Origin of the sequence: Aliiroseovarius sediminilitoris, assembly GCF_900109955.1 — a bacterium.
GTDB lineage: Bacteria > Pseudomonadota > Alphaproteobacteria > Rhodobacterales > Rhodobacteraceae > Aliiroseovarius > Aliiroseovarius sediminilitoris.
Genome location: NZ_FOJB01000001.1, coordinates 1,123,127 through 1,148,355, shown reverse-complemented (window position 1 = coordinate 1,148,355; position 25,229 = coordinate 1,123,127). Strand labels below are relative to the sequence as shown.

General features: G+C 58.8%; 31 protein-coding genes and 1 tRNA gene. 22 read left to right on the top strand and 10 right to left on the bottom strand.

Annotation, left to right across the window (positions count from 1 at the left end; translation table 11 throughout):
• The first annotated feature begins 4 nt into the window (after positions 1–4).
• From BMY55_RS05775 to ygfZ, 3 genes are read left to right on the top strand one after another with little or no spacing between them, the layout of a single operon-like run.
• The gene (locus tag BMY55_RS05775) at positions 5–736 is read left to right on the top strand and encodes a tyrosine-protein phosphatase (RefSeq protein ID WP_143064288.1); all 732 of its coding nucleotides are present in this window, start codon (positions 5–7) and stop codon (positions 734–736) included.
• Positions 733–2,610 carry an ABC transporter ATP-binding protein gene (locus BMY55_RS05770; RefSeq protein WP_245744659.1) on the top strand — a complete coding sequence of 626 codons (1,878 nt, stop codon included), beginning with the start codon at positions 733–735 and terminating at the stop codon, positions 2,608–2,610. The genes BMY55_RS05775 and BMY55_RS05770 overlap by 4 nt, the downstream gene beginning before the upstream one ends.
• 29 nt (positions 2,611–2,639) lie before the next feature.
• Positions 2,640–3,407, top strand: coding sequence for a CAF17-like 4Fe-4S cluster assembly/insertion protein YgfZ (gene ygfZ / locus BMY55_RS05765; RefSeq protein WP_281242425.1), 768 nt, complete (start codon positions 2,640–2,642; stop codon positions 3,405–3,407).
• A 10-nt stretch (positions 3,408–3,417) separates the two neighbouring features.
• Here the strand turns inward: ygfZ and BMY55_RS05760 are convergent, their stop codons facing one another.
• The gene (locus BMY55_RS05760; RefSeq protein WP_091429078.1) at positions 3,418–3,963 is read right to left on the bottom strand and encodes a pseudouridine synthase; all 546 of its coding nucleotides are present in this window, start codon (positions 3,961–3,963) and stop codon (positions 3,418–3,420) included.
• Between the two features lie 67 nt (positions 3,964–4,030).
• Entirely contained in the window at positions 4,031–4,594 is a 564-nt protein-coding gene (gene efp, locus BMY55_RS05755) for an elongation factor P (RefSeq protein ID WP_091429076.1), read from the bottom strand.
• Between the two features lie 215 nt (positions 4,595–4,809).
• On the opposite strand from efp, the gene BMY55_RS05750 reads away from it, so the two are divergent.
• The gene (locus BMY55_RS05750; protein ID WP_091429074.1) at positions 4,810–5,127 is read left to right on the top strand and encodes a DUF6280 family protein; all 318 of its coding nucleotides are present in this window, start codon (positions 4,810–4,812) and stop codon (positions 5,125–5,127) included.
• Positions 5,128–5,247: 120 nt separating this feature from the next.
• A complete protein-coding gene (locus tag BMY55_RS05745; protein ID WP_091429073.1) occupies positions 5,248–6,693 on the top strand; it encodes a cobyric acid synthase in 1,446 nt (481 codons plus the stop codon).
• A 9-nt stretch (positions 6,694–6,702) separates the two neighbouring features.
• Here BMY55_RS05745 and BMY55_RS05740 read toward each other — a convergent pair whose 3' ends face one another.
• From BMY55_RS05740 to BMY55_RS05730, 3 genes are all read right to left on the bottom strand, one after another.
• Positions 6,703–7,566 carry a hypothetical protein gene (locus BMY55_RS05740; RefSeq protein ID WP_091429071.1) on the bottom strand — a complete coding sequence of 288 codons (864 nt, stop codon included), beginning with the start codon at positions 7,564–7,566 and terminating at the stop codon, positions 6,703–6,705.
• Between the two features lie 99 nt (positions 7,567–7,665).
• Positions 7,666–9,042 carry a TolC family outer membrane protein gene (locus tag BMY55_RS05735; protein ID WP_091429070.1) on the bottom strand — a complete coding sequence of 459 codons (1,377 nt, stop codon included), beginning with the start codon at positions 9,040–9,042 and terminating at the stop codon, positions 7,666–7,668.
• Between the two features lie 77 nt (positions 9,043–9,119).
• Positions 9,120–9,773, bottom strand: coding sequence for a protein-L-isoaspartate O-methyltransferase family protein (locus BMY55_RS05730; protein WP_091429068.1), 654 nt, complete (start codon positions 9,771–9,773; stop codon positions 9,120–9,122).
• Between the two features lie 196 nt (positions 9,774–9,969).
• Here BMY55_RS05730 and BMY55_RS05725 point away from each other — a divergent pair.
• Positions 9,970–10,043 (top strand) — tRNA-Cys (locus BMY55_RS05725).
• Between the two features lie 68 nt (positions 10,044–10,111).
• On the opposite strand, the gene BMY55_RS05720 is transcribed toward BMY55_RS05725, so the two are convergent.
• The 3 genes from BMY55_RS05720 to BMY55_RS05710 are packed head-to-tail and all read right to left on the bottom strand — an operon-like array spanning position 10,112 to position 11,550.
• Positions 10,112–11,143, bottom strand: a complete 1,032-nt coding sequence (locus BMY55_RS05720; protein ID WP_091429066.1) for a site-specific integrase — start codon at positions 11,141–11,143, stop codon at positions 10,112–10,114.
• A complete protein-coding gene (locus BMY55_RS05715; protein ID WP_091429065.1) occupies positions 11,140–11,331 on the bottom strand; it encodes a hypothetical protein in 192 nt (63 codons plus the stop codon). The genes BMY55_RS05720 and BMY55_RS05715 overlap by 4 nt, the downstream gene beginning before the upstream one ends.
• A gap of 24 nt (positions 11,332–11,355) precedes the next feature.
• Positions 11,356–11,550 (bottom strand): Arc family DNA-binding protein, encoded by a 195-nt coding sequence (locus tag BMY55_RS05710; RefSeq protein WP_091429063.1) that lies wholly within the window; start codon positions 11,548–11,550, stop codon positions 11,356–11,358.
• A gap of 84 nt (positions 11,551–11,634) precedes the next feature.
• On the opposite strand from BMY55_RS05710, the gene BMY55_RS05705 reads away from it, so the two are divergent.
• Positions 11,635–11,949 carry an Arc family DNA-binding protein gene (locus BMY55_RS05705; RefSeq protein WP_091429061.1) on the top strand — a complete coding sequence of 105 codons (315 nt, stop codon included), beginning with the start codon at positions 11,635–11,637 and terminating at the stop codon, positions 11,947–11,949.
• 2 nt (positions 11,950–11,951) lie between these two features.
• Here the strand turns inward: BMY55_RS05705 and BMY55_RS05700 are convergent, their stop codons facing one another.
• A complete protein-coding gene (locus BMY55_RS05700; protein WP_091429060.1) occupies positions 11,952–12,593 on the bottom strand; it encodes a hypothetical protein in 642 nt (213 codons plus the stop codon).
• A gap of 158 nt (positions 12,594–12,751) precedes the next feature.
• On the opposite strand from BMY55_RS05700, the gene BMY55_RS05695 reads away from it, so the two are divergent.
• Together BMY55_RS05695 and BMY55_RS05690 are read left to right on the top strand one after the other, a co-directional pair.
• Positions 12,752–12,964, top strand: a complete 213-nt coding sequence (locus BMY55_RS05695; protein WP_091429058.1) for a helix-turn-helix domain-containing protein — start codon at positions 12,752–12,754, stop codon at positions 12,962–12,964.
• Positions 12,965–12,966: 2 nt separating this feature from the next.
• Complete coding sequence (locus BMY55_RS05690; protein ID WP_091429057.1) at positions 12,967–13,179, top strand: hypothetical protein; 213 nt, start codon at positions 12,967–12,969, stop codon at positions 13,177–13,179.
• Positions 13,180–13,355: 176 nt separating this feature from the next.
• Here the strand turns inward: BMY55_RS05690 and BMY55_RS05685 are convergent, their stop codons facing one another.
• Positions 13,356–14,378 (bottom strand): LysR substrate-binding domain-containing protein, encoded by a 1,023-nt coding sequence (locus BMY55_RS05685; protein WP_143064287.1) that lies wholly within the window; start codon positions 14,376–14,378, stop codon positions 13,356–13,358.
• On the opposite strand from BMY55_RS05685, the gene BMY55_RS05680 reads away from it, so the two are divergent.
• The 13 genes from BMY55_RS05680 to BMY55_RS05615 all read left to right on the top strand — a co-directional run bounded on the left by BMY55_RS05680 (position 14,361) and on the right by BMY55_RS05615 (position 25,205).
• Positions 14,361–15,485, top strand: a complete 1,125-nt coding sequence (locus BMY55_RS05680) for an NAD(P)/FAD-dependent oxidoreductase (protein WP_091429052.1) — start codon at positions 14,361–14,363, stop codon at positions 15,483–15,485. The two genes, BMY55_RS05685 and BMY55_RS05680, sit on opposite strands and share 18 nt — an antisense overlap.
• On the top strand, positions 15,451–15,768 hold the full coding sequence (locus tag BMY55_RS05675; RefSeq protein WP_091429051.1) for a (2Fe-2S)-binding protein: 318 nt from the start codon (positions 15,451–15,453) through the stop codon (positions 15,766–15,768). Before BMY55_RS05680 ends, BMY55_RS05675 begins: the two co-directional genes overlap by 35 nt.
• On the top strand, positions 15,761–17,146 hold the full coding sequence (locus tag BMY55_RS05670; RefSeq protein WP_091429050.1) for an NAD(P)/FAD-dependent oxidoreductase: 1,386 nt from the start codon (positions 15,761–15,763) through the stop codon (positions 17,144–17,146). Before BMY55_RS05675 ends, BMY55_RS05670 begins: the two co-directional genes overlap by 8 nt.
• Positions 17,143–17,913 carry an ABC transporter ATP-binding protein gene (locus BMY55_RS05665; RefSeq protein WP_091429048.1) on the top strand — a complete coding sequence of 257 codons (771 nt, stop codon included), beginning with the start codon at positions 17,143–17,145 and terminating at the stop codon, positions 17,911–17,913. The genes BMY55_RS05670 and BMY55_RS05665 overlap by 4 nt, the downstream gene beginning before the upstream one ends.
• A gap of 26 nt (positions 17,914–17,939) precedes the next feature.
• The gene (locus BMY55_RS05660) at positions 17,940–18,731 is read left to right on the top strand and encodes an ABC transporter substrate-binding protein (RefSeq protein ID WP_091429045.1); all 792 of its coding nucleotides are present in this window, start codon (positions 17,940–17,942) and stop codon (positions 18,729–18,731) included.
• Between the two features lie 67 nt (positions 18,732–18,798).
• Positions 18,799–19,488: an ABC transporter permease gene (locus BMY55_RS05655; RefSeq protein ID WP_091429043.1), complete on the top strand. Its 690-nt coding sequence runs from the start codon at positions 18,799–18,801 to the stop codon at positions 19,486–19,488.
• Positions 19,489–19,490: 2 nt separating this feature from the next.
• The gene (locus BMY55_RS05650) at positions 19,491–20,258 is read left to right on the top strand and encodes an ABC transporter permease (protein ID WP_171006891.1); all 768 of its coding nucleotides are present in this window, start codon (positions 19,491–19,493) and stop codon (positions 20,256–20,258) included.
• Between the two features lie 2 nt (positions 20,259–20,260).
• Positions 20,261–20,605 carry a RidA family protein gene (locus tag BMY55_RS05645; RefSeq protein ID WP_091432075.1) on the top strand — a complete coding sequence of 115 codons (345 nt, stop codon included), beginning with the start codon at positions 20,261–20,263 and terminating at the stop codon, positions 20,603–20,605.
• Between the two features lie 707 nt (positions 20,606–21,312).
• On the top strand, positions 21,313–21,630 hold the full coding sequence (locus BMY55_RS05635) for a hypothetical protein (RefSeq protein ID WP_245744657.1): 318 nt from the start codon (positions 21,313–21,315) through the stop codon (positions 21,628–21,630).
• Between the two features lie 64 nt (positions 21,631–21,694).
• A complete protein-coding gene (locus tag BMY55_RS05630) occupies positions 21,695–22,273 on the top strand; it encodes a lytic transglycosylase domain-containing protein (RefSeq protein WP_091429039.1) in 579 nt (192 codons plus the stop codon).
• Positions 22,273–22,563 carry a TrbC/VirB2 family protein gene (locus tag BMY55_RS05625; protein WP_090219049.1) on the top strand — a complete coding sequence of 97 codons (291 nt, stop codon included), beginning with the start codon at positions 22,273–22,275 and terminating at the stop codon, positions 22,561–22,563. The genes BMY55_RS05630 and BMY55_RS05625 overlap by 1 nt, the downstream gene beginning before the upstream one ends.
• Before the next feature lie 7 nt (positions 22,564–22,570).
• Positions 22,571–22,849: a type IV secretion system protein VirB3 gene (locus tag BMY55_RS05620; RefSeq protein WP_024096577.1), complete on the top strand. Its 279-nt coding sequence runs from the start codon at positions 22,571–22,573 to the stop codon at positions 22,847–22,849.
• Positions 22,839–25,205 (top strand): VirB4 family type IV secretion/conjugal transfer ATPase, encoded by a 2,367-nt coding sequence (locus BMY55_RS05615; protein WP_091429036.1) that lies wholly within the window; start codon positions 22,839–22,841, stop codon positions 25,203–25,205. The genes BMY55_RS05620 and BMY55_RS05615 overlap by 11 nt, the downstream gene beginning before the upstream one ends.
• The last annotated feature ends 24 nt before the right edge of the window (positions 25,206–25,229 follow it).

The window sequence follows — 25,229 nt, the reverse complement described above, 5'->3', positions numbered from 1 at the left end:
CGCCGTGAAACTGCCCGCACTTCTGCCGGGCCAGCGCACCGGAGACACCATGTTTTCCAAGGTCTATGCCCGGATCAAACAATGGGAACGCAGCTGGAAAAGCTCGTTTGGCACCGATATCTCGACACCCGAGGGGCGTCAGGCGGCGCGGCGTCACAACAATCTGGTGGACCATGCTTTCCTGCGACGCATTCTGCCCAATCGATACCAATTGTCGGACGAGGCATGGCGATCCAATCAACCTGATCCCGTTCACTTCCCTGCCCTGCAAAAGATAGGCATCAGAAGCGTGATAAACTTGCGCGGACCGGACAGGTTTTCATACTACCTGTTCGAAAAAGAGGCCTGCACGGATTACGGTATGGCGTTGTATAATCACGAGCTTTTCGCACGTGTGCTTGGCAGCCCAAAGGATTACCTGGATCTGCTCGACCTGATGGAGACTGTCGAAAAACCGATGTTGATCCATTGTAAATCCGGGGCCGACCGCACCGGGATTGCGGCTGCGTTGTATTTGCTGGACCAAAAAGGGGCAGACATTGACGCGGCACGGGCGCAACTGTCGTTGAAATACGCCCATCAACGCTGGTCAAAGGCGGGCATTCTGGATCATCTTCTGGATACTTACGCCATCCATTGCGAGACCAATCCGATCACGGTGCGCGACTGGTTGGCAAACCATTATGACCCCGAGGCCGTGAGCGCCTCGTTTCACGCCAAGCGGAGCAAAGGATGAGCGATCTAGAGCGCCCCGACATGATCCGCTGGATGTGGCGCAGCTATATGCGCGCCTATCGCTGGCCCCTTATCGCCGCTGTTTTCCTGATGCTGCTGGAAGGGCTTGCGCTGGGGGGCCTGAGCTACATGATCAAGCCGATGTTTGATGTGGCGTTCTCGTCAGGCACCACCTCGTCGATTGTCGGGGTCGCGCTGATCGTGGCGGCGATTTTCATCACGCGTGCTATCGCGGCCTTCGGGCACCGTGTGCTGATGGTCCATGTCGGTCAAAGGGTGGCAGCCAAGCTGCAATCAGACATGGTTGCCCATATGCTGACGCTGGACAGCAACTTCTTTCGCGACAATTCCCCCGGCACGTTGATCGAACGCGTGCGCGGGGACGCGCAAGCCATCGCCAACATTTGGGAGGTCGTTCTGGCCGCTGTCGCGCGCGATGTCGTCTCGCTTCTGGCATTGCTGGGCGTGGCGTTGTCCATCGACTGGTTGTGGGTCGTGGTCGCGGTGGCCGCAGCGCCGATCCTGACCATTCCGATGAGCATCCTGCAAAAACGGGTGCGGCGCACCACGACGGATAGCCGGTCGTCAGCGGCCCAAATCTCGACCCGGTTGGACGAGATTTTCCATGGCATCAACTCGATCAAGCTGTCCGGCACCGAACGCCACGAACAAGGCCGCGTGGACCGTGAGATTGACGCCTTCGCCCGCACGCACCTGCAAAGCCAAGCCAATCAGGGCGGGATCGTCGCAATGGTCGACATCATCGCCGCAGTCGGGTTCTTTGGTGTGCTGGTCTATGGCGGGATGCAGATCAATTCGGGTGCCAAGACCGTCGGCGAATTCATGAGCTTTTTCACGGCAATGGCGTTGGTCTTTGATCCACTCAGAAACCTTGGCAAAGTGTCGGGCGCTTGGCAGGCGGCACTGGCCAGCCTTGCCCGCATCCGCAACGTGTTTGACGAACGCCCGTCGATCCTGTCGCCCACGACGCCCGTGGCACTGCCAATTCCCGCGCGCAAGGCCCGGATTGAATTGAAGGATGTCGGATTTTCCTATGGTGACACGCCCGTTCTGCGCGGTGCGAGTTTTACCGCCGAGGCGGGCAAGACAACGGCGCTGGTTGGAGCTTCCGGCGCAGGAAAAAGCACTGTCTTCAATCTTTTAACCCGACTGGCGGACGCCAAAACCGGCAAGGTCATGGTTGGTGGGACAGATGTTACTCGGCTTCCACTCGATCACCTGCGCGGTCTGTTTTCGGTCGTCAGCCAAGAGGCGCTGTTGTTCGACGAAACTCTGCGTGACAACATCCTCATGGGGCGCACCGATGTTGATGACAAAACCCTTAAACACGCACTGGACGTGGCGCATGTCTCCGATTTCCTGCCACAGATGGAACAAGGGTTGGACACGCAGGCCGGGCCAAGGGGCTCGAACCTGTCGGGTGGACAGCGCCAACGGGTGGCGATTGCCCGTGCGGTTCTGCGCAACGCACCGTTTCTGCTGCTGGACGAGGCGACATCCGCCTTGGATGCCAAGTCGGAAAAACTGGTCCAGAAAGCACTGGACGAATTGTCAAAAGACCGCACGACGCTGGTGATCGCCCACCGTTTGGCCACCGTGCGCGAGGCCGACAAGATCGTCGTCATGGATCAGGGACAAGTGGTCGATCATGGCACACATGAGGAGCTTCTGGCCCGTGGCGGCATATACGCCCAGCTTTACAAGTTGCAGTTTCAAGACGAAGCCAAGCCCGCCTCTCGCCCGGTGAAGGGGAAGCGCCGCAAGCGTCGCCTGCCGCAACCCGAACAGTCCGAACCGGCTCGCTGGTCTGTGCGCCAATTGTTTAGTGGGTTGCTGGGCAGCCGACGCGACTGACCCTTTCGCTTTGCGCGTGCGCGCCTATATTGAGGCGGCGACAGGAGAGCAGCATGACAACAGACACATCGCGCAGGGTTCTGCGTCTGACCGGGAATGACCGGCAGGACTTTCTTCAGGGCCTCATCACCAACGATGTCAAGAAACTGGCCGATGGGCTGGTTTATACGGCTTTGTTGACCCCGCAGGGCAAATATCTGGCTGATTTTTTTCTGGTGCCGGACGGGGATGCCATCTTGCTGGACGTGGCAACACCACTGGCGGCATCATTGACCCAACGACTGACAATGTACAAGCTTCGGGCAGATGTGCAGATCACACCAGCCGACATCGTGCCCGCCTGCGGAGTTGGTGATATCCCCGATGGCGCGTTTGTGGATCCCCGACATGACGCGATGGGTTGGCGCGCCTATGATGGACAGACCGCGCAGGACGGCGTTGATTGGGACGCTATTCGGGTCGCCCATTGCATTCCGGAAACCGGGATCGAACTGACACCGGACACCTATCCGTTAGAGGCCGGGTTAGATCGCCTGAATGGCGTGGATTTCCGCAAGGGTTGCTATGTCGGGCAAGAGGTGACGGCCCGCATGAAACACAAGACAGACTTGAAGAAAGGGCTGACCGTGGTCCAGATCGACGGCATGGCCCCGGTTGGAACGCAGATCACCGCAGTTGGCAAACCGGTGGGCACGTTGTTCACCCAGTCCGGCGATCGGGCCATTGCCTATCTGCGGTTTGATCGCGCGGGCAAGGACATGCAGGCCGGCGACGCCAGCGTGTCTTGGCTGGGATAGAGGTCGCGCCTCAGGCGTAGCGCCATTTGCCGGACGCCAGGCCGTCCAACGTCCATTGCCCCACGGCATACCGGATCAGGCGCAGGGTCGGATGCCCGACCGCAGCGGTCATCCGGCGCACCTGCCGGTTTTTGCCTTCGCGGATCGTGAGTTCGATCCAACAGTCTGGAACAGACTTGCGAAACCGCACGGGCGGGTCGCGCAGCCAGAGTGCGTTGGGCGCGTCAATGCAGAGGGCTTGTGCAGGGCGGGTCACTCCGTCTTTCAGTGCAACGCCGTCTCGCAAAGCCTGCAAAGCACTGTCATCCGGCATCCCTTCGACCTGAACCCAATAGGTCTTTGGCAGTTTGTGTCGTGGATTGGAAATTCGCGCCTGCAACGTCCCGTCATCGGTCAGGATCAACAGCCCTTCGCTGTCACGATCAAGTCGGCCCGCAGCATAAACACCCGGAATGTCAATGTAATCGGACAGGGTCGCGCGCTGCGACCCCATGGTGCCTTTGTCGGTAAATTGCGACAGCACATTGAAGGGTTTGTTGAACAGGATGGTCGTCACCGCGCGGCACTCCCAAGAAAAAAGGGCAGAGCGACCGCCCTGCCCCGTTTTGCTAACCCGGCCCGCGTCATGCGCGCTCGGAATACTCCATGGTTTCCGTGTTTACCACGATGGCCTCGCCCTGCCCGACGAAGGGCGGCACGGAAATGCGCACCCCATTGTCTAGCAGCGCAGGCTTGAAGCTGTTGGCAGCGGTTTGACCTTTGACGACCGGCTCGGTTTCTTCAATGGTACAGGTCACTTTCTGCGGCAAGGTCGCGTTCAGCGCCTCACTTTCATAGAATTCCACCACGATGGTCATACCATCTTGCAGGAACGGACGGCGCTCTCCCAGCAGGTCAGCAGGCAGTTGGATCTGCTCATAGGTTTCCGTATCCATAAAGATCAGCATCCCGTCGTCTTCATAAAGGAACTGTTGGTCTTTCTGTTCAAGCCGCACCCGTTCGACCTTGTCCGCCGACCGGAAGCGTTCGTTCAGTTTCGATCCGTTGCGCAGGTTGCGCATCTCGACCTGAGCGAACGCGCCGCCCTTGCCCGGTTTGACGTGATCGACCTTCACCGCAGCCCACAGACCGCCATTATGTTCCAACACGTTGCCGGGCCGGATTTCGTTACCATTGATTTTGGGCATACCTTAAACCTTTGCAAAAGGTTGAACTCTGTTGGCCTGCACCTATATCTTGACGGTCTGGCTCTGGCAAGGTGACGTATTTGGTATGCCTAACGCCGAAGCCATGCGTAAAACGCATAGCAGGCATGTGGCTGCGGGGATACCGAATCACGCAGAAAAGGCCATATTGTCCGCTACTCCGACGAGCGCAAGAGCAAGAAAAATAAAGGACGACCATGCTGGACTCCGTAGACGGTACCGCTTTCAACAACGAACAAGGCAACCGCGCGCGCAAATTGTTTGCCGCTGTGGTGCTGGCCGCGTTGGACGACGCAATCGCCGATGACAAGAAATACGGCAACGGCCCCGACCAGATTGCCCGCTGGGCACGTTCGCGCGACGGACGTGAGGTGTTGAGCTGTGCTGGCATCGACCCGAACGAACGTGTCGTGAAGGGCCTGATGGAATTCGTTTCCAAAGGCATTCGCACGTCCGTAGCGCTGAGCCGCGAAGAAAGCGAGCGTCGCAACGCCGCACAGGCAGAAGCCGCATAACCAGACGATCCGTGCCGGATCGAACGAAGTCGCGTCCCAAGGGGCGCGTTTTTCGTTCACGGCCGATCATCCGTCGGTTCAGGGCTGGGCAGATTTGCGAAAAGCTCCTATGCAACCGGTATGACCAAAGCGATCATGATACAGGGCGCAGGCTCGAACGTGGGAAAATCCCTGCTGGTGGCAGGGATCGCGCGCGCCTGTGTTATACGCGGCCTGAATGTCGCGCCGTTCAAGCCACAAAACATGTCGAACAATGCCGCTGTGACCGTCGACGGTGGCGAGATCGGGCGGGCGCAGGCCCTTCAGGCACGCGCTTGCGGGTTAAAGCCGATGGTCGACATGAACCCTGTGCTGCTGAAGCCCGAAACCGACACCGGCGCGCAAGTGATCGTGCAGGGACAACGTTTTACCACAATGAAAGCCCGCGACTATGGCAAGGCCAAGGCCGATCTGATGCCACGTGTGCTGGATAGTTTTCACCGGTTGGGCACAGGCCGCGATCTGATCATCGTCGAAGGTGCGGGCAGCCCCGCCGAGATCAACCTGCGCGCGGGCGACATTGCCAATATGGGCTTTGCCGAGGCCGCGAACCTGCCCGTCGTGCTGGCCGGTGACATCGACCGCGGCGGAGTGATCGCACAGCTTGTGGGCACTCATGCGGTGCTGCCAGCCCGGGATCGCAACCGGATCAAAGCCTTTCTGGTAAACAAGTTTCGCGGCGACCCGACCCTGTTTGCCGACGGCGCCGCCGCAATCGCGGACCGCACCGGCTGGCATGATCTGGGCACGCTACCCTGGTTCGCCGACGCGTGGCGCCTGCCTGCCGAGGATGTGATGGACATCGCGACCCGTCCGGGGGGTGCGTTCAAAATCGCGGTGCCGCGTCTGAACCGAATTGCGAATTTCGATGATCTGGACCCGCTGGTTAACGAACCCGACGTAACGGTCGATATCATCGAACCCGGCCGTGCGCTGCCCGGTGACGCCCATTTGGTGCTGATCCCCGGTTCGAAATCCACCATTGCCGACCTCGCAGATTTCCGCGCCCAAGGATGGGATGTGGATCTGGCCGCCCATATTCGACGCGGTGGTCATGTGTTGGGGATATGTGGTGGTTATCAGATGCTGGGGCAGAAGATCATCGACCAGAGCGGGATCGAAGGCCCACCTGGACAGGTGGCAGGTCTGGGGCACCTTCTGATCACCACCCATTTGGAACCCAAGAAGACCTTGGCCTTGATCAAAGCCCGTCACATCGCCTCGGGCGAGCCTGTCAAGGGCTATGAAATCCATCTGGGTCGCAGCACCGGCCCGGACACTGCACGTGCCTGGCTGTCAGTGGATGGCCGACCCGAGGGGGCCGTCAGCGCCGATGGCCGCGTTCTGGGATGCTATCTGCATGGTCTGTTCTCGGCAGATGGGTTCAGAAAGGCTTATCTGGAAGAACTGGGCGCGCGGGCAGCGTCGTCTGGCTTCGAAACCCGGGTTGACACCACGCTGGATGCTTTGGCCCAACATGTCGAAACTCACCTGGACCTTGATCGCTTGCTGAGCCTCGCCGAGTGACGCCCGCGCCTATTCCAACCCTTTCAGGGTCAGCGCGCGTTCGATCTCGCGCCGGACAAAGCGGCGGATGGACTGGGTGATCTTTTCACCAACCTCGCCTTGCAGCTCTTCCCGCACCAGTCGGGCAACCATGGCCTGAACCACTTCTTCATCAATGATGTCTGTATCGTCGCCAACGATTTCGACCTCACGTCCCGTCGGTATCGGGGTCATGTGCTCATCACGGTTATGGACAGTGTCGGCGGGCGGTAACGACCGTTCATCTGCGGAATCGTCCACGGCAACAAACGGCGCTTCGTCAGCTTCGCCGCCATCCGATTCGTCTGACCAGTCACCCGGATTGCTTTCCCCTACGATGACATGTTCATCTTCCGAACGCAGCCGCGCCGCATGGAACATCAATACATCGGTTTGGGTTGTCTCATCCCCGCCGTCAGCTTCCCAAAGGTCCTGACGTTGATTGGCGGGATCTTGGAAATTCGAGACTCGTCCGGTCCGCGACACCGCGTCGTCCGAGGTCGCGGACAGGTCAGTGTGCATTTCTTCCACATCCCCATCATCGGGTGGGGAATAGCCGCGATGCGAGAAAACCGGATTCGGACGGTCGTCTTCACCGATGTCTGCTTTTTCGGCAGGGGGATTTTGTGGCAGTGTATTCGAAGCAGCAGACCTCTTCTGCTCAAGGTCGCGATCGGGTGCCCGATTGGCAGCTTTCTTGCTGCCCTCGTCATGAACCCGAAACGCGGGTGTCAGGACCAGCTTTTCCGTTTTACCCGAATCCGCTCGCTCATCGGTCGCTTTACTTTCAGAGATCAGCCGACGAATCGAGGACAGGACATCCTCTATCTCGGCATTTGAAACCGGGTCAGACATGCAAAAACACCTGCAATTTGTTCCTTGGACCGGTCCGTCCGGCCTTCATTACCAGAACACTACCCAATGCAGAGCGTTCGCACAACTGAACGAACTGTTTCAATTTTTGCCAAGTGCTTCCAACAGGCTGTCCAAACGCTTGCCCTGCGGGCTGACCCGTTGGACCGGTGCGGACTTGACCGTATTGAAATAGGCCTCGGGATCATAGATCACCACGCCCAGTTTCAGGTGCTCTGCGGTCAGCAATCCCATCGACGACAACAGTGAATAGGCCGCGAGGTATTGGTTGGATTGTGCGGTGATGCGACTGGCCTCTGCGTTCAAGAGCTCTTGCTCGGCATTCAGCACGTCAAGCGTGGTGCGCGACCCGAGTTGTGCTTCTTCCCGGGCACCGCGCAGGGCAACCCGGCTGGCGCGGATCTGACGTTCGGTCGCTTCCAGAGAAGCCGCCGCAATGGCAAGCTGCGCCCAGGCATTGGCAACGCCCTGATCGACAGCCAAACGGGTCTGATGCAACCCGGCGCGAGCCGCTTCAGCATTTGCGACCGCTTTGCGATAGTCCGCCGATAGCTTACCACCAGAATAGATCGTTCCCCGAAGCGACACCCCGACGTTGTTGGAGACAAAATCCGTTCCGCCCACATCTTGCCATTTGGTTTCCGCGCTGCCGACCAGCGCCGGTTTCATGGCGGCCATCGAAATCTCGATAGCAAGGTCAGCCGCTGCCACATTGTGTTGCGCCGCAAGAATATCAGGGTGCCCCTGACGCGCGATTGCTTTGGCTGCATCCAGTGTTTTTGCCGTCATCGGCAGGGCTGGCGGTGTGGACAGCGCACCGGGCAAGTTTCCGGTTGCCGCCCGATATTCTTCACGGGCGATTGCCAGATTGCCGCGCGCCGAAGCTTCGTTGGCGCGCGCCGCGGCCAGACGGGCCTGTGCCAATGCGACATCTGTCTGGGTCACTTCGCCCACTTCGAACCGGTCATTGGCCGCACGCAATTCCTGTGTCAAAACCCGGACCGAATTGCTCTGAAGCTGTGCATTCTCGACGGCAGATCGAACGTCCACATAGGCCTTGACCGCACGCAAAAGCACTTGCTGCTCGACGCTGACCAATCCGTCGCGCGTGGCCAAAACAATCTCTTTCTGTGCCTCAACTGCCGCCTTGCCGCGCCCGAAATTGTAGATCAGAAACTCGGCCGTCAACGACGCCGTTGTGGCCCATGCCGAGTTGCCGGAAATGCTGGTGTTCGGGTCCGTCCAGCCATGGGTAATGGCATAGTTCAAGGTCGGGCGCAGTGCTGCCTGTGCAATCGCGACATCCTCGTCCGCCGCGCGTAACAGAGCTTGGTTTTGATCCAGAAGACCACTCTGCTTATAAGCGGCTGCCATTGCATCAGACAGCGTTTCCGCCATGGCCAACGGCGCCTGCGCGGCAGAAACGCCGATCGCCAACAGGACGCTTGCACATTTCATTCCAAATCGACGGGCCATTCTGCAACCTCACTCGTGCCTGGATCGGAGCAGTTTTGTCTGCCCCATCCCGGGTCTCATTAAAGTACAAATTCGCGGGTTTTTTTAAACCCGTCGATCACCGGGGCACCGGCGCTGAAACTATGGCGCCACACAACATTCCCGTCGATCTTGTAACCCACTTTCACAGTGCCCAGCATACCTTCGGCAAATATACAGCAGATCCGGCCACCGTCCTTCAGTTGATCCGTGATCGCCGATGGCACAGCCTCAACCGCTCCCTGGATCAGAACCACATCATACGGGCCGTTCTTGGCATTTCCCTCGGTCAGAGGACCGGCGATGACCGCGACATTGTCTGCCCCGTGCTCGGAAAGGTTCGCCTGTGCTTCCGCCGCCATCGTCTCGTCCTCTTCGACGGCGACAACGAAATCGGCAAGGCGCGCGATAATGGCAGAGCTGTATCCAAACCCGCATCCCAGATCAAGCACCAGTTCATCGCTCTGAATATCCACGGCATCCAGCATTTTCGCCAATGTGCGCGGCTCCAGCATAACGCGTCCACCCTCCAGTGGGATATTCTCGCCAACATAGGCAGCTTCGCGTTTGGCGTCCGGCACATAGTCTTCGCGGGGGACAGAAAGCATCGCTTCGATAATCGGGAATTTGGTCACATCAGACGGGCGAACTTGCGTGTCCACCATCATCGTGCGGCGCATGGCAAAATCAGTCATGTCTGGCCTATCATTTCTAAGACGTCTGGCTTCTCTTGCCATAGATAGCCAGACGCGGCAATCCCGCACGGATCAAACTGGATAATGCGTCGCAGCCCTGCAAAACTGATTTCAGCCGACAGTTTTGCATCTGCGCTGCGGTTCCGGGCTGGACATGGCCCCGGAATTGGCGATAGAGAAGCCAAACACCACGGATGGCGAGTTGGCGGAGTGGTGACGCAGCGGATTGCAAATCCGTGTACACCGGTTCGATTCCGGTACTCGCCTCCAATAAAATCAATGACTTGCGTCATCCTTCCTCTCCTTCACTGCCATTTTTGAAACAATCGTTGAAACTTTCACGTTTCGGTCTTGCTTCGTTCCATTTGATTTCTTGCCTCTTGAGCGCGCTTAGCGAGCTCCCTTTGCCGGATCGGCCCACCGTACTTTTTCAGCATCTCGACGCCTGAATGGCCGGTGACCGCCTTGACCATCTCGTCATCACATCCAGCCAGATACAGCTCGATCGTCGCATTTTTCCTGAGCCCGTGCGTTTTGTAGTAGCTCGCCCTCTCGTGCTTCATCTTCTTTTTGATGGTGCGCATTTCCTCAGCAACGATCCGGTAGCTCACTGGTCGACCTTTAGCGTCGGTCACAACAGTGCCGTCCGTTCGTGCGAGCCCGTCGAGATGGGCTTTCAGGCGGTCGGTGAGCGGGATCCAAAGTGGCTTGTCGGTTTTGCCCTGCGTGAAATCGAATCCTTCATCGGAGAAGTGCTCCCATTTCATCTTCACGACATCGCCAATACGCTGGCCTGTTCCAACGCACAGCTCGTAAACCAGCCGCGCCCTCTTTGAAGCCAGCGCTTCGAACTCGGCCCGAACATCATCTGGCCAAGGCTCCCAGCCGTCGCTCTGCTGCTTGTAAAGCGGAATACCCTTCGCCGGATTGCCGTGCTCTTTCTTGATGAAGCCGATCAACCGGGCGTGATTCATCAAGACGACCATGACCTGGACAAGGTAGTTGGCTTGCCGCCAGTGATCCGCATTGGCGCGGTGCAATTCGTAGATGTGATGGGTTTCGATCCTTGCCGGGTCTTTCTCGGCCCAGATCTCACGAATGTGGCTGATGTACCGCCGATAGTCCGATCTCGTCCGGGGCTTCAGCTTCTTGTAGGCGTCGCTCTCGTAGTAACTGAGAATCAACGCCTCAAAATTACGCTTCACCGGCGCAGGCGCTGGTTTTCCCTTCAGCAGGCGATTGTAATGATCCCAAAATTCCGGCGTGCCCGCTTCCTCGTGCATCATGACCGAGATACCGCGTGAACGCCGGATAAACCGGAGATACCCCCTATCATTATAGACGTATTTTGGCAGGCTCGTGCGGGTCATTCGCCCATTCTCAAGTCACTGTTGAGAAAGTCGTCTGCGGCCTCTGGCGCGATCATGTTGGCATCGACGATGACACTGCCATCAGGCTTGATCTCGAACTTCGCTCGCTGCCAACCTGCCTCCCGCGCCTCGCGGATAAAGGCCGAGGCCGCTTGTTTCGCCTTTGTTTGTGCACTTGCTTTGGTCATCGTATCGGAACCTCTTTCACCTGGTTAACAACGCGCATTACCACTCTGGTCCATAGTGATTTTTTCAAATGTACCAAGTGAAGAACGTCTATCCTTCGCCGCGCGAATGGCGCGGATCACTTCCGAATTTTGGGAGTTTCCATTGCGATCAGACTCCGCCTTGATCCACTCTTTGAGCTCTTGCGGAAGCCGAAGCTGCATTGGTTTACGACTGTTCATGAAACGCCTCCAGGTTGAAACCACACCCCGTTAGTGGCACTTAGCCACTATTGCGTCAATCGCTTTTTATGGCATAGTGCCACCATGCCAGATCAAAGCTCTCAAACTCAGGATAAATTCATCGTGCGTCTGCCCGACGGCCTGCGCGATCGAATACGCCTCGCAGCCGAGGCCAACCATCGCAGCATGAATGCTGAGGTCGTTGCCCTCCTCGAAGAAAACTATCCAGCTCCTGTGCCGGAAAAATTGGATGACCCCGCAGCGAGGTTGCTCTTCTGGCTTGCCAAACGCATCCGCCGAAGGAACCCGAAGCCCGGAACTCCCAGAGACAAGCAAGCCGCCCTGTATGAGCGCATTGCAGGTGATATCGCGGAACGTATGAAGGACATCGGCGAATAGCCTTAGTAGGCTACCCACTCATATCCGTGGTTGCCCTCGTGATCTTCCCATTCAACACCCACCCCGCGCCGCCAATTCGATGATGAGCAGCGCCGTGACGGCAGGACCCATTGCGGGGCGGCGGCTGGCGTCGTGCGTTGCCAGCCGAATTCGCCCTGCATCCCGTAAGTCCCAAGGCGCATGTCGTAGCTCTCAGAGCAATCATCGTCGCGACCTCGTTCGCGATGACTGTAGTGCCGAACATCCCAGACACGGATCGAGCGCACGAAATCGAATTCCAAGCCACTGATGTCGATATCGGCACCGCCTTCGACCACCTGTGCCAGAATGACTTGGCCAAGCGCCTGACCTGATTGGTTGCTGGCCTCCCAGATCTTCGGGACCGTGCTTTGAAAAGGCGCGCGCTCAGAAACGCCCATAGGGCAGCGCCAGATTTGCAATGGCGGCTCAATCGGCCAGGGCGTGATCCGGCGGATAAACACGGCACGGGCATGGGCACATTCTGCTGAAGCAGGCCACCCACCAGCCAGGCAAAGCAGAATGGCACAATCGACCTGATAGGCCTTCGCAGCCTGCGGAGCCACGGCTGAAAGCAGAGCCAAAGCAACTCCGGCAGTCCAATTTCTGAGAAGTGCACACCACATATCAATAAACACCTTTTGATTACATTACTGCATTATTGATACTTTACTGCTACCCTCCATCTCTACACCATATGCGAGCATGACCTTTATGAGGCTCGCGCGCGTTTTGTGGAATATGTTCCGTAGAGCGGTTCTTGTGATCTGGCCGAATACAGGCCATGAAATTACGGGAACAAGTAGGGTTAAATATCCGGAATCTAAGAAATTCCAGAGGGTTGAGCCAAGAACAATTAGCATTAGCTGCCGACCTGGATCGCAGCTATATCAGCGAGATCGAGCTCGCGAAATTCTCAGCATCGATCGATGTTCTAGAGCGGATCGCGTATGCTCTCGAGGTCACTCCCAAGGAATTGTTTAACGAGAGGGGCTAGTTTTGCCCGAATTTGAGAGTGGTCGCACAACCGCCGAAGCCATCGGCCGTATAACGTGCATCAAAACAGGCGACGAAATCGGCCTACTTTATCTGTGGGATAATGGCGACACGCAGGCCGCGCTGCACGAAGACGGCCTGCTTCGATCGACAATCTGCCCAGAGCAAAATGCAGAACCGGACCTTGGTGCAAATCGCGGCCAAGGGCCGGAATGAGCCCTTAGTGACTGTGCCGAGTTTGAAGCTATTCGCAGTCGCAGTAACGCATACTTTGCAGGGGGCAACCCTACCCGGACCCTGGTCTGGCCTGACCTGCCGTTGCCGCACTGCGGCATTCCTAATGCAGCCGTTCGGCCCGCACGTTCATTATGATAGAAAATTCGCCCAAGACACTATCCATGAACACCAAGAAGCGTGTCAAATCGCGCTTCAACTAATTTCAAAAACTGCTTCGCTATGCGCGACGGTTGGCGGGTGGCTGGCAGAAGCAGATCATATCGAAATGGCTGAACAGGCGACAGAGGGCGCACCAGAATCTTACCGAGGTTGGCAAAATGCATTGCCGTCACAGGCTCTACTATTGAAATGCCAGCCCCAGCGGCCACCAATTCACAGATCGACGCAGACAATTGCGCCTCGGCAACGATCCGAGGACGAGCACCGCCCGCGAGCAAAAATGCATCGGTTTCGGAGCGGGTTCCAATTTCTGCGCCGAGCGCGATGAACGGGCGCTGATCGAAATCTCCCGGCAAGAGCACTGTTTTCCGCTCAAGCTCGTGAGACAGGGGCAGCACGGCCAACATTGGTGCCGTGAACAACTCGCGGCGCAGGACAGCGGGATGGTCGTTATCCAAAGCAGCAAAGCCGAGATCGAATTGCTGCGAACTTAGGTGACGTAGCACCGCCTGAGAGCTTCTGGTGCGCAAAGACACAGTGATTCCGGGTTCGGCTGCGATGAATTCGGCGATTACATCGGGCAGTAGTTTCAGAGCCAGTGCTGGCATCCCCGCAATCAGCAAGCTTCCGGTCCGAAAGTCTCGGATGTCTTGGATAACGCGGGAAATCTCCATCATCCCGACGAAAGCCCGCTCAACTTCTTCATAAAGCGCGCGTGCTTCAGAGGTGGGCACGACCTGCCTGCCCTGTCGCTCAAACATATTAAAACCAGCGGCGCGTTCCAAATCCGCAATCAGCTTGCTGACCGATGGTTGCGTTGTTCCCAGCACAGCGGCGGCCGAGGTGACCTTGCCGGTCTCCATCACAGCGCGGAAGGCTTCGATCTGACGGTGCGTGAGCCGAGGGAGCATGAAATTCCATAACCTGAGAGAATGGTTTGCGCAAATATTACGATTATTCTTATGAGCGCAATGCTGCAATTTTGGCGGCGGAGGAATCGCATGCAGCAACGCACCCAAGAAATCACCATCATCGGCGGCGGGCTTGTCGGCCTGTCTGTGGCCCTCGGCCTGCTGATGGCCGGACAGCGTGTTCGGGTGTTAGACGGGGCAGATAGCGATGCGCGTGCGTCACAGGGGAACTTCGGTCTCATTTGGGGCCAAGGCAAAGGCTGGGATTTCGCCCCTTACGCCAATTGGACAATGGATGCGCTGACCGCTTGGCCCGCTTTCGCGCAACAGTTGCGAGGGCTGTCGGGGATCGACGTGGCGCTGGATCAGCCTGGGGGCTACGAGTTTTTTACCGATCCGACAGAGTTTGACGCTTTCAAAGCAGAGTTGGCGCAGCAGGCCATCCATTTGGGCAAGCGCGCCCGCTATGAAATGCTCAGCGGCGATGATCTGCGCAGCCAGATGCAAGGCATCGGGCCAGATGTCGTCGGCGCGAGCTTCTCGCTCTGCGATGGCCATGTAAACCCGCTCCGCTTTCTTCGCGCCCTTCGCTGTTCGGTTCAGACGATGGGCGGGCATGTGAGGCTGGGCGCAACCGTTTCCGCGATCAGGCCGCAGCCTAAGGGTGGTTTTGCGCTGGTGCTGGCCGATGGGGAAACGCTCTACACCGAGCAGGTCGTGCTCTGCGCCGGGTTGGGCGCTGCCACGCTGGCCCGGGATCTTGGCTTTAATACACAGGTCAGGCCGCAGCTTGGCGAGTTGCTGATCACCGAAAAGTTAGGCGACCGCCTGCCGTTCCTGTCCAGCACCATCCGGCAGGTCGACGAGGGCGGCGTGCAGATAGGCGGCACCAAGGCGAATGCGGGGCTTAATGATCATGAGACTTTACCTATCATGTCCAAACTCGCGCACCATGCGGTCACGGTTTTCCCGGCGCTCGCCGATGTGCGGGTTGTCCGGGCTTGGGGCGCGCTGCGGGTCATGTCGCCGGATGGCTATCCGGTCTATGCCAAATCCAGCATGCATCCTGGTGCCTTTCTGGTGACCTGCCACAGCGGTGTCACGCTTGCCCCGCTACACGCCAGTGTGCTGGCTGAGTGGATTTTGAACACATCCGCCACCCCTGAACTGGAGGCTTTCGATGAATGTCGCTTCGCGCTTTCGCACGCTGCCTGAGACCGGGGACCGCGTGCAGTTCACGCTGGATGGCGCGCCTGCCAGTGCGCCCGCCGGGGTCACTGTTGCCGCGGCGCTGCTGGCCCATTCAGGCGCGTGGACGCGGCAGACCGTGAAGGGTGCACCGCGCACGGCCTATTGCATGATGGGTGTGTGTTTTGACTGTCTGGTTGAGGTCGATGGCACGCCCAACACCCAAGCCTGCATGACCCTTCTGCGCGAGGGTATGACCGTCCGGCGCCAAACAGGCCTGCGTGATTTGAACGGAGGTCATTGTGGCTGAGGTGGATCTAATTATCATCGGCGCTGGTCCCGCGGGCATGTCAGCCGCAGCCTTCGCGGCACGTGGCGGTTTGCAGGTGTTGATACTGGACGAACAGCCGCATCCGGGCGGTCAGATTTATCGCAATGTGGCTCAGAACCGCAGCAAGCGCGGCTTTCTTGGCCAGGCTTATGCCGCCGGGACAGATTTGGTCGATGCGCTCGACCATCCGCACATCACTCTCCTAACTGGCGCAACGGTTTGGCGGCTTGACAAAGGGCCGCAGGTGACATGGTCGCGCGGCGCCAAAAGTCAAACGACCTCGGCTGCCCATGTGCTGCTGGCAACCGGCGCGCAGGAACGCCCCGTGCCTTTTCCTGGCTGGACGCTCCCCGGCGTGATGCCGGCAGGGGCCGCGCAGATTTTGATGAAAACAGCGGGGATGCTGCCCAAGGATGCCGTGCTCGCGGGGTCTGGTCCGCTGCTCTATCTGATCGCGGCGCAGATGATTGACGCCGGTAGCCCCCCACAAGCGCTGGTGGAGACACAGACATTCCCGCAGATGCTGAGCGCAACACCGCATTTGCCCCGCGCCCTGTTTGGCTTGCCAACCTTGCGGAAAGGGCTGAGCCTGATTGCCAAGATCCGCAAAGCGGCTGTGCCGCGCTACACCGCTGCGTCGGGCTTCCACGCCACCACGACCGAGAGCGGCAATATCCTCTTTTCCTTCCGGGCTAATGGGCGGGATCAACGCCTTACCTGTGGTCTGCTGCTGACCCACCAAGGGGTGATCCCCGGCACCCATATCACAAGGGCTGCGGGGATCGAGCATTATTGGAACGCCGCGCAGGGTGCCTTTCAGCCCGAACATGATCTTTGGGGCGCGACCGACCAGCCGGGCCTGCATGTGGCCGGAGACGGAGCCGGGATCGGCGGGGCGGAGGCGGCTGCATCTGCCGGTGAACTGGCTGGGTTAAATATCCTGTGCCAATCTGGCCGCCTAAGTAGCGACACCCGCAATCAGCGTGCCGCCCGCGCTCGCGCCGCGTTGTTCCGCGCCCGCGCCATTCGGCCCTTCCTTGATGCCGCATACCCTCCGCCGACCGATATACTTGCCCCATCAGACAACACCATCGTCTGCCGCTGCGAAGAAGTCTCTGCCGGTGCCATTCGACAAGCGATCCGCGAAGGTGCCCAAGGTCACCGCCAGATCAAAACATCCCTGCGCTGCGGCATGGGCCCCTGTCAGGGCCGCATGTGTGACGCGACCCTGCGCGGGCTGCTCAGCGAAGGCAAGGCAAGCCAGCCCATCTCCCCACCCCGCGCCCGCTCGCCGATCAAGCCGATTGCCTTGGGCGAGCTTGCCGCACTCTCACCCCCTCAGGAGGAACCCGCATGAGCGCCCCCGCTGCCCTGAAAGTCAAAGACCTGCATAAAAGCTTTGGCTCGCATGACGTCATCAAAGGCGTGTCGCTTGAGGCGCAAAAGGGCGAGGTCATCGCCATTCTCGGCGCCTCCGGCTCTGGCAAAAGCACCTTCCTGCGCTGCATCAACCTGCTGGAGACGCCGAACTCAGGCGAGGTCTGGTTGGCAGGCGAGCAAATGCGGATGACGCAGAACCGCCGGGGAGAGATCGTGCCGCAAGACCTACGACAGGTCGAAGCCATGCGTGCCCGTCTTGCGATGGTGTTTCAGGGCTTCAACCTTTGGTCGCATATGACCGTGATGGAAAACGTCATGGAAGGCCCGCTCTACGTTCAGGGAACCCCCAAGGCGCAAGCCCGCGAAAAGGCCGAAGCACTGCTCGCCAAGGTCGGCTTGTCGGACCGAGCAGATTATTACCCCGCACATCTGTCAGGTGGCCAGCAGCAGCGTGTCGCAATCGCCCGTGCGCTGGCGATGGACCCAGATGTGATGCTCTTTGACGAGCCGACATCGGCACTGGACCCGGAACTGGTGGGCGAAGTGTTGGGCGTCATGCGCGATCTGGCCGAAGAAGGCCGCACCATGTTGGTCGTGACCCACGAGATGGGCTTTGCCCGCGATGTCTCCACTCGCACCGTATTTCTGCACCAGGGCGAGGTCTGCGAAGAAGGCCCGCCCGCAGAGTTGTTTTCCAACCCGCAAACCCCAGAGTTCCAAGCGTTTCTTTCGCGGATGAACTAACCAACCACAACAGAGAGGACCAAACCATGTTTCGTAGAACCATCCTAAGCAGCGTTGCTGCCATCGCCCTCAGCGCCGTCGCCCTGCCGCTGGCCGCCCAAGACACGTTGCGCATCGGCGTCGAAGGCGCCTACCCTCCGTTCTCCTCCAAGGAATCCGACGGCACGCTTGTCGGCTTTGACATCGACATCGCCAAGGCGCTCTGCGCCGAGATGCAGCGTGAATGCGAACTGGTCGAGCAGGAATGGGACGGCATGATCCCGGCACTGAAAGCGCGTAAGTTCGATGCCATCGTGGCTTCCATGTCGATCACCGAAGAGCGCAAGCGCCAGATTGATTTCTCTGACAAATACTACAAGACCCCGGCGCGTCTGGTGGCCTCCAAGGACGCCGACTTCGAAGGCACGCCTGAAGGTCTGGCCGGTAAGCGCATCGGTGTGCAGCGCGGCGCGACCCACCAGTGCTACGCGGAAAAGTTGTTCCCCGATGCCGAGATCGTCCTCTATGGCTCCCAAGATGAAGTGTTCCGCGATCTGGCCCTTGGCCGTGTGGATGCGCAGCTTTCTGACAGCCTGATCGCACAGGAAAGCTTCCTGAGTGCAGAGGCAGGGGCCGACTATGCCTTCCTCGGCGGCGATCATACAGACGTTGAATGCTACGGCGAAGGCGTGGGCATCGCGGTGCGCAAGGGCGAGGACGCGCTCCGCGAAGATCTGAGCAAGGCCATTGCTGCCATTCGTGAGAACGGCACCTATGCCGAGATCAACGACACATACTTCCCCTTCGACATCTACGGCGGCCGTCCTGAGGGCGAGTGAGTTTTCGCCTTACACCATTCATCAGGGCGGCCATGCGCTGCCCTGATGATCCTTTGAGGAACATGCGATGAACCTGCTTTTGGAATATCAATCCCAATTGATCGACGGCACGATCATGACGATCAAACTGGCGCTCACATCGCTGGTCATCGCTTTGATCTTTGGCCTGCTCGGTGCTTGGGCGAAACTTTCCGCCAACCGTCTGGCCCAGCGACTGGCCGGCGCCTACACCACCATCGTGCGCGGGGTGCCGGATCTGGTGCTGATCCTGCTGGTGTTCTTTGGCGGTCAGGTGACGCTTAATAATATAGGCGCGATTACGGGCCTCTGGGGCTATGTCGAGGTCAGCCAGTTCGCCGCAGGTGCAGGCACGATCGGTGTAATCTTTGGCGCCTATTTTACTGAGACCTTTCGCGGTGCGATCATGGCCATCCCGCGCGGGCAAATCGAAGCTGGCATCAGCTGTGGAATGCGCAAATCGCTGATCTTTCGTCATATTATCTGGCCGCAGATGGTCCGCTTTGCCTTGCCGGGCTTTACAAACAACTGGCTGGTGCAACTCAAGACCACGGCGCTGGTCTCGGTCATTGGGCTTCAAGACTTGGTCTATAACGCTTTCACCGCCGGTCGTTCGACGGGACAGCTCTTTACCTTCATGGCGGCAGCATTTGTCATCTACCTGTTGCTGACTGGCGTGTCCGACCTGCTGTTGCGCGCGGTGGAGCGTCACTACAACCGTGGCGTAGTGAGGGCGTGATGATGGAAAACCTGCTGACCTATATCCCGCTCGACATCGCCCTGATCGCTGAGAATTTTGACCGTTTCCTCTATGGCGTCTGGGTGACGCTTAACCTGACCTTCCTGTCGCTGCTGTTGGGCGGCTTGTTGTCGATCCCCATGGCCATTGCCCGCGCGTCGAAACACCGGGTCTTTAACCCCTTGGTGCAGGGCTATACCTATGTCTTTCGCGGCACGCCGCTTTTGGTGCAAACCTATCTGATCTATTACGGTGTCGGCCAGTTTGAGGTGATCCGCGAAAGCTTCCTGTGGGACCCGATCCTGTCCTCGGCGTGGTGGTGCGCGCTCATTGCCTTCACGCTGAACACCGCCGCCTATACGACCGAACTACTGCGAGGTGCCATTGCGGATACGCCAACCGGCGAGGTCGAGGCGGCCATCGCCACCGGCCATTCCTACCGCAGCCGCCTGCGCCGGATCATCCTGCCCTCGGCCTTCCGCCGCGCGATCCCGGCCTATTCCAACGAAGTCATCTTCATGCTGCACGGCTCAGTCATCGCCAGCACGATCACCCTGCAAGATATCCTTGGCGTTGGGCGCTGGCTGAACGGGCGCTATTACCTCGCTTATGAAGGGTTCATCACCGCCGCCCTACTTTATTTCCTGATAGTGTTGTGCATCACATGGGCCTTCCGCGGGTTTGAGCGCCGCTACCTGCGCCATCTCACCCGCCGCGACACCACTGCTCAGTCCGTGACTTCTCCCCTTCCGACCCCTGAAAGAGTATGATCATGATCGAACGCATCCACACCAATCAACGTATGAGTAAAATCGTCAAACACGGGGGCGTTGTATACCTTTGTGGGCAAGTCGGCAGCGGGACCACCGTGGCCGAACAGACCGAAGACTGCCTCGGGCGGGTCGACAGGCTGTTGCACGAAGCGGGGTCATCGCGCGAGCATGTGTTGCAGGCGGTGATCTGGCTCGCAGATATGGCGGATTTCGATGCGATGAATGAGGTCTGGGACGCATGGGTCCCCCAAGGCGCAGCCCCAGCACGCGCCTGCGGAGAAGCCAAACTGGCGGATGCCGACCTGCGTGTCGAAATTATCGTGACCGCCGCCGTAGCTGGTTGATGAATGCTTGAGAACTCACCCTTCTGTCGATGACTTCCTTCAAATGAACTCACGCTGAATGGCTGCATAACCCCCGACAACAAGGCAAAATCGCCACAGTAGCGAATGTCCTTTCTCCGCCGTTTCTCCAAAAGGTCTTCTCAACTGAAACGGAAACTGTGCGTCCGCAGCGAACGGCAGCAAAGTCCCGCATGGCCGACCTTCGCCTCCATGATTGTGAGTGGCTGCTTTCGCGACGACGCAGCCACTCCTAACTACCACTCCTCGAAACTTCCAAAACGCGCGCATAGTCCTCGCTGACTGCCCGCACTTGCTCAAAAACCTCACGTCGCTCTTGGTCCTGGCACCGGAAGTACTGCTCGGCATCGTTAAAGTATGCCTCTGCGTCGCGTTTCAACAGGTCAGCATATGCCCTGACATCATCGGGATCGGTGGGCATCCATGGCGGCACAGGCGGCAGGCAACTGCCCGCGATCGCGGCGGAACCACAACCCAAAACAGCCATAGCCGCCCATGTTTGTTTCAAAAGCGCCATATTATCTTGGCTCAGCCACTCCGTTGCAGTAAATTCGTTTCAACGCATGAAAGGCGCAATAACGCAAATTACACCTATTGATTGCAAGATTATAATATTGTATCGGTTGGGTAGTCCATGAGGGACTACCGGGCCAATGCACAATTCTGTAAGGCTCGATCCTATGAATTTGATGCAAGACGCCCCCAATGTTGTCAGCGAAGACGGGCTGCGCACACTGCTTGCCGAAAGACATTCGGCGGATGTCGTGTGCCGAGTTACGCCCACACGTACAGGTGCTCAGTGGTCCGGAGTTTGGACCGTGCATTGCGTCTCGCCAGACGGCGAGACACGCCGCCTACTCGTTACTGCGCGCAACAACATGGCCGCCCGAAAGTTCAAGACTATCAACGGCTTATCCAGTTTCCTTGCCGGACTTGGCGTGTCGATTATTTCGATCCCGATGTTCGAAGGCAAGGTCGCCTCGCACACACTGGACGACGCGAGCTAAGCCACTTGCCGTCCTCGCAGCATTCCTTGCTGCCCCTGCCTCGTCAGAAGGCTTCGTTCTTTCCATGCTGGCTGATGGTCAGCTGGAGTCCAAAGAACCGCAATTGAGTTTCGCACAGAGTTATGTCGACGGTATTGGCGCGAACCCACCAGAACTGATTGTTTTTTCAGCCCCTGAGCCGCAAGCGCCCCGCCCTTCGCCTGCGCCAGCAATCCCCCGCCCTGAAATCCTCGCTGCACTTGAAAGCACCGCGCATCGCTATGGCGGGCACCCCGCGCTGCGCCGCGCGGGTCTGTCGGTGACGGAATGGCAGGCCCTCTTCCAAGCCAATATCGAGATCGAAAGCGCCTATCGCCCGAATGCGCGCAGCTCCGCAGGCGCGATTGGGCTTGGACAGTTGATGCCTGCGACGGCCGCTCAGCTTGGCGTGGATCCGCATGACTGGCAGGCCAACCTGGATGGCTCTGCTCGTTACCTTCTCTTGATGCTGGCACAGTTCGGCACGCCCGAACTCGCGCTTGCCGCCTACAACGCGGGGCCTGACGCGGTCGCGCGCTATGGCGGCATCCCTCCCTACCAAGAAACCCAAAATCACGTGCGCCGGGTCATGGCTGTGCGTGACCGACTGACTGGAGCCTCCTGATGCACACACAATTCCGCACGATCCTGTCGCTGGCGCTGGCCAGCTTGATGATTGCCAACCCGGCCTTTGCGCAGAGCATCGATCTCTCTCCGGTGCAAAACCTTTTGCAGGGGATCGTCGACACGATCACCGGCCCCTTGGGCATTGTCATCGGCACCTTGGCTTTGATCGGTGTGTTCCTCTCCTGGCTCTTTGGCATCCTCGACTTCCGCCAAGCCCTTTGGGTGCTGGTTGCGATTGCAGGCATTGCAGCTGCGCCGACCATTGTGACCGCGATCTGGGGCGCGTAAATCCGGTATGGCAACGCAAACTCGCCTCTTCCTCGGTCTGATCCGGCCGCCAAAGCTCATCGGCTTGCCGATCATGTATGCCATGGTCTGGCTCTTCGGGTTTGTGTTGCTGTTTCTCTGGGTTCAGAGCTGGCCGGTGATCATCATCGCCGCTCTGGCCTATCCCGCGCTGTGGAAAGCCGCTGACTGGGATCCGGCCTTTCTTGAGGTGATGGTCACAGCACTGCAGGAGACGCCGCCCACCCCCAACCGCAAGATCCATTCGGGGGACAGCTATGCTCCTTGACCCTTCGGATGACCTTACCATGCTGCCAGACTGGGCGCGCAAAGAGCGGCCGATGGCTAGCATGCTGCCCTATGTCAGCCTCGTGAATGACGTGACGATCCGCACGCGCGGCAATGCACTGCTCCAGTGTATCCGCCTTGATGGGGTCAACAGCATGACTAGTGATGACGCGCATCTGGAGAAGATCCGAGCACTCTTTGCTGCAATCATTGCGCAGATTGGGCCAGACTACAGTTTCTACGTTCACAAGGTCTCGAAGGCCATCGAGACCAGGCTGCCGCCGGTGCCCGAGGAAGGGTTTGCACAAGCGCTGGACAGCCGTTGGCAAACGGCCATGGCGCAGGCAGGCCTGCGGGACAAAACCCTCACTCTTACTGTGCTGAAGCGTCCTCCCCTCGGCGCGCGGCTGCGCCTGAAGCGTGTAGACTCAATCGCACAGCTGAAAGACCAGACAGCCAAACAACTTCGCAAACTCGGGGAGGTCGTTGGGTTTCTGCTATCGTCCTTTGCAGAGATGAAACCGCGCCTCCTTGGGGCTGAAAACGGCGAGCTTCTGGGGTTCCTCGGGTCGCTCAACATCGGCCAAGAGCGACCGCTTTTCGCAAAATCCCGCTTTGGCATCATTGCCGAGGATGTGGCCAACACGCGCGTCACGTTTCAGGGGCGAGGCTTTACGCTGGACGATGGGACGGCGGGCAAGCGGTTTGGTACGAGCTTTGCGATCAAGACCTACCCGGCCAAAACCAACTGCACCATATTTGATGAGCTGAACCTGCCCGTCGACCTGGTGGTCACGCATTCCTTCACGCCGATCAACAGCAATATCATGGCCAGCCGGATTAAGCGTCAACAGCGCCTGATGAAGGCCAGCGATGATGGCGCGATTTCGCTCGCCGAAGAACTGGTCGACGCGCTCGACGATCTGGAATCCAAGCGGCTCAGTTTCGGCGACCATCACATGACGGTTACGGTTTTCGCCGAGACCGAGGAAAAGCTGGAAGCAATCGCCGCCGAGGTACGCAACATCGCAGCCAGTGAAGGCGTAAACCTAGTGAACGAGAGCTTTGCGGCGCGCACCCACTATTTCGCGCAGCATCCGGGCAACGGGCAAATGCGCAGCCGCAAGGCCGCCATCACCAACACCAACTTTGCTGATCTCGCGGCGCTGCATCGTGGTCAACTGGGGAAACCCGGGCACAAAGTGCCTTGGGGCAAGCCGATCACTCTCTTCCCGACGCCTGAACGCTCGGGCTTTCTGTTCAACTACCATGAGACGGGTCAGCCAGACAAAGAGCCGACAGGCGGGCACACCTTGATCCTAGGCCGCCCTGGCTCGGGTAAATCGGTCTTGTCAGCCTTCCTCATGACCCAAGCCCGCCGCTGCGACGCGCGCGTCTTTGTCTTCGACTATCGCGCAGGCATGGAAATGGCGGTGCGCGCCAATGGCGGGCGCTACAGCGCCATTAAGGCGGGTGAAGCAACCGGCCTCAACCCTCTACGCACGGAAATCGACGGGCGCGGGCAAGCCTGGCTCTCCGATTGGTTGGCCACGCTGCTGCATCGTGCCGACAAGCCCCTGAGCCCGGTTCAGATCAACCGCATCCAAGAAGTGGTGCGCCAAAACGCCGGGGCGAGCGATGCCGCCCTTCGCAACTGGCAGGATCTGGCCTCGCTCTTTGTGGCAGGGGCGGACGAAGGGGATCTGTTCGAACGGATTCAGGAATGGACCGCTGATGGTCGCTATGGCTGGATCTTTGGGCAAAGCGCCGAGGATACCTTCTCGCTCGATGGTGATGTCGTGGGGTTCGACCTGACCGGCATTCTCGACAGCGAAAGTGAGAAGGAACGCATGGCGGTCCTGTCCTACCTGTTTCGGCGGGTGGAGCGGGTGATCGAGGATCGCAAACCGACGCTGATTATCATCGATGAGGCCTGGAAAGCGCTCGACAACCCGTATTTTGCCGACCGGCTGAGCAACTGGCTGGTCACGGCGCGCAAACAGAACGCGGTCGTCGTGATGATGACCCAATACGCAAGCCAGCTTGAGAAAACCCGCACCGGCAAGACGATTGTCGAGGCGGTGCCGACGCAGCTTCTGCTTCCAAACATCCGCGCCTCGGCCAGTGATTACACCATGCTCGGTCTCACCGAAAAAGAACTCGGCGTTCTGCTCGGCACAGGCAGCAATTCCCGCTTGGCGCTGGTACGCGATGATCAAGGCTCGGTGGTGATCGACGCTGATCTAAGCGCCCTTGGCCCTTACCTCACGATCCTTGGCGGCATGGAAAAAGGCGAAGCGCTGGTGGGCGCAGATTACCGCCAGAACCCAGATTTTTGGAGACAGATTAATGCGTAGACTTTGCGTGCTGACCCTCACCCT

Excerpts from the sequence above, each read along its gene's own strand:
- BMY55_RS05770 (WP_245744659.1), top strand. The coding sequence starts at position 733 with ATGAGCGATCTAGAGCGCCCCGACATGATCCGCTGGATGTGGCGCAGC.
- efp (WP_091429076.1), bottom strand. The coding sequence starts at position 4,594 with ATGCCCAAAATCAATGGTAACGAAATCCGGCCCGGCAACGTGTTGGAA.
- BMY55_RS05750 (WP_091429074.1), top strand. The coding sequence starts at position 4,810 with ATGCTGGACTCCGTAGACGGTACCGCTTTCAACAACGAACAAGGCAAC.
- BMY55_RS05745 (WP_091429073.1), top strand. The coding sequence starts at position 5,248 with ATGACCAAAGCGATCATGATACAGGGCGCAGGCTCGAACGTGGGAAAA.
- BMY55_RS05740 (WP_091429071.1), bottom strand. The coding sequence starts at position 7,566 with ATGTCTGACCCGGTTTCAAATGCCGAGATAGAGGATGTCCTGTCCTCG.
- BMY55_RS05735 (WP_091429070.1), bottom strand. The coding sequence starts at position 9,042 with ATGAAATGTGCAAGCGTCCTGTTGGCGATCGGCGTTTCTGCCGCGCAG.
- BMY55_RS05730 (WP_091429068.1), bottom strand. The coding sequence starts at position 9,773 with ATGACTGATTTTGCCATGCGCCGCACGATGATGGTGGACACGCAAGTT.
- BMY55_RS05720 (WP_091429066.1), bottom strand. The coding sequence starts at position 11,143 with ATGACCCGCACGAGCCTGCCAAAATACGTCTATAATGATAGGGGGTAT.
- BMY55_RS05715 (WP_091429065.1), bottom strand. The coding sequence starts at position 11,331 with ATGACCAAAGCAAGTGCACAAACAAAGGCGAAACAAGCGGCCTCGGCC.
- BMY55_RS05710 (WP_091429063.1), bottom strand. The coding sequence starts at position 11,550 with ATGAACAGTCGTAAACCAATGCAGCTTCGGCTTCCGCAAGAGCTCAAA.
- BMY55_RS05705 (WP_091429061.1), top strand. The coding sequence starts at position 11,635 with ATGCCAGATCAAAGCTCTCAAACTCAGGATAAATTCATCGTGCGTCTG.
- BMY55_RS05700 (WP_091429060.1), bottom strand. The coding sequence starts at position 12,593 with ATGTGGTGTGCACTTCTCAGAAATTGGACTGCCGGAGTTGCTTTGGCT.
- BMY55_RS05695 (WP_091429058.1), top strand. The coding sequence starts at position 12,752 with ATGAAATTACGGGAACAAGTAGGGTTAAATATCCGGAATCTAAGAAAT.
- BMY55_RS05680 (WP_091429052.1), top strand. The coding sequence starts at position 14,361 with ATGCAGCAACGCACCCAAGAAATCACCATCATCGGCGGCGGGCTTGTC.
- BMY55_RS05675 (WP_091429051.1), top strand. The coding sequence starts at position 15,451 with ATGAATGTCGCTTCGCGCTTTCGCACGCTGCCTGAGACCGGGGACCGC.
- BMY55_RS05665 (WP_091429048.1), top strand. The coding sequence starts at position 17,143 with ATGAGCGCCCCCGCTGCCCTGAAAGTCAAAGACCTGCATAAAAGCTTT.
- BMY55_RS05660 (WP_091429045.1), top strand. The coding sequence starts at position 17,940 with ATGTTTCGTAGAACCATCCTAAGCAGCGTTGCTGCCATCGCCCTCAGC.
- BMY55_RS05655 (WP_091429043.1), top strand. The coding sequence starts at position 18,799 with ATGAACCTGCTTTTGGAATATCAATCCCAATTGATCGACGGCACGATC.
- BMY55_RS05650 (WP_171006891.1), top strand. The coding sequence starts at position 19,491 with ATGGAAAACCTGCTGACCTATATCCCGCTCGACATCGCCCTGATCGCT.
- BMY55_RS05645 (WP_091432075.1), top strand. The coding sequence starts at position 20,261 with ATGATCGAACGCATCCACACCAATCAACGTATGAGTAAAATCGTCAAA.
- BMY55_RS05635 (WP_245744657.1), top strand. The coding sequence starts at position 21,313 with ATGCAAGACGCCCCCAATGTTGTCAGCGAAGACGGGCTGCGCACACTG.
- BMY55_RS05630 (WP_091429039.1), top strand. The coding sequence starts at position 21,695 with ATGCTGGCTGATGGTCAGCTGGAGTCCAAAGAACCGCAATTGAGTTTC.
- BMY55_RS05625 (WP_090219049.1), top strand. The coding sequence starts at position 22,273 with ATGCACACACAATTCCGCACGATCCTGTCGCTGGCGCTGGCCAGCTTG.
- BMY55_RS05620 (WP_024096577.1), top strand. The coding sequence starts at position 22,571 with ATGGCAACGCAAACTCGCCTCTTCCTCGGTCTGATCCGGCCGCCAAAG.
- BMY55_RS05615 (WP_091429036.1), top strand. The coding sequence starts at position 22,839 with ATGCTCCTTGACCCTTCGGATGACCTTACCATGCTGCCAGACTGGGCG.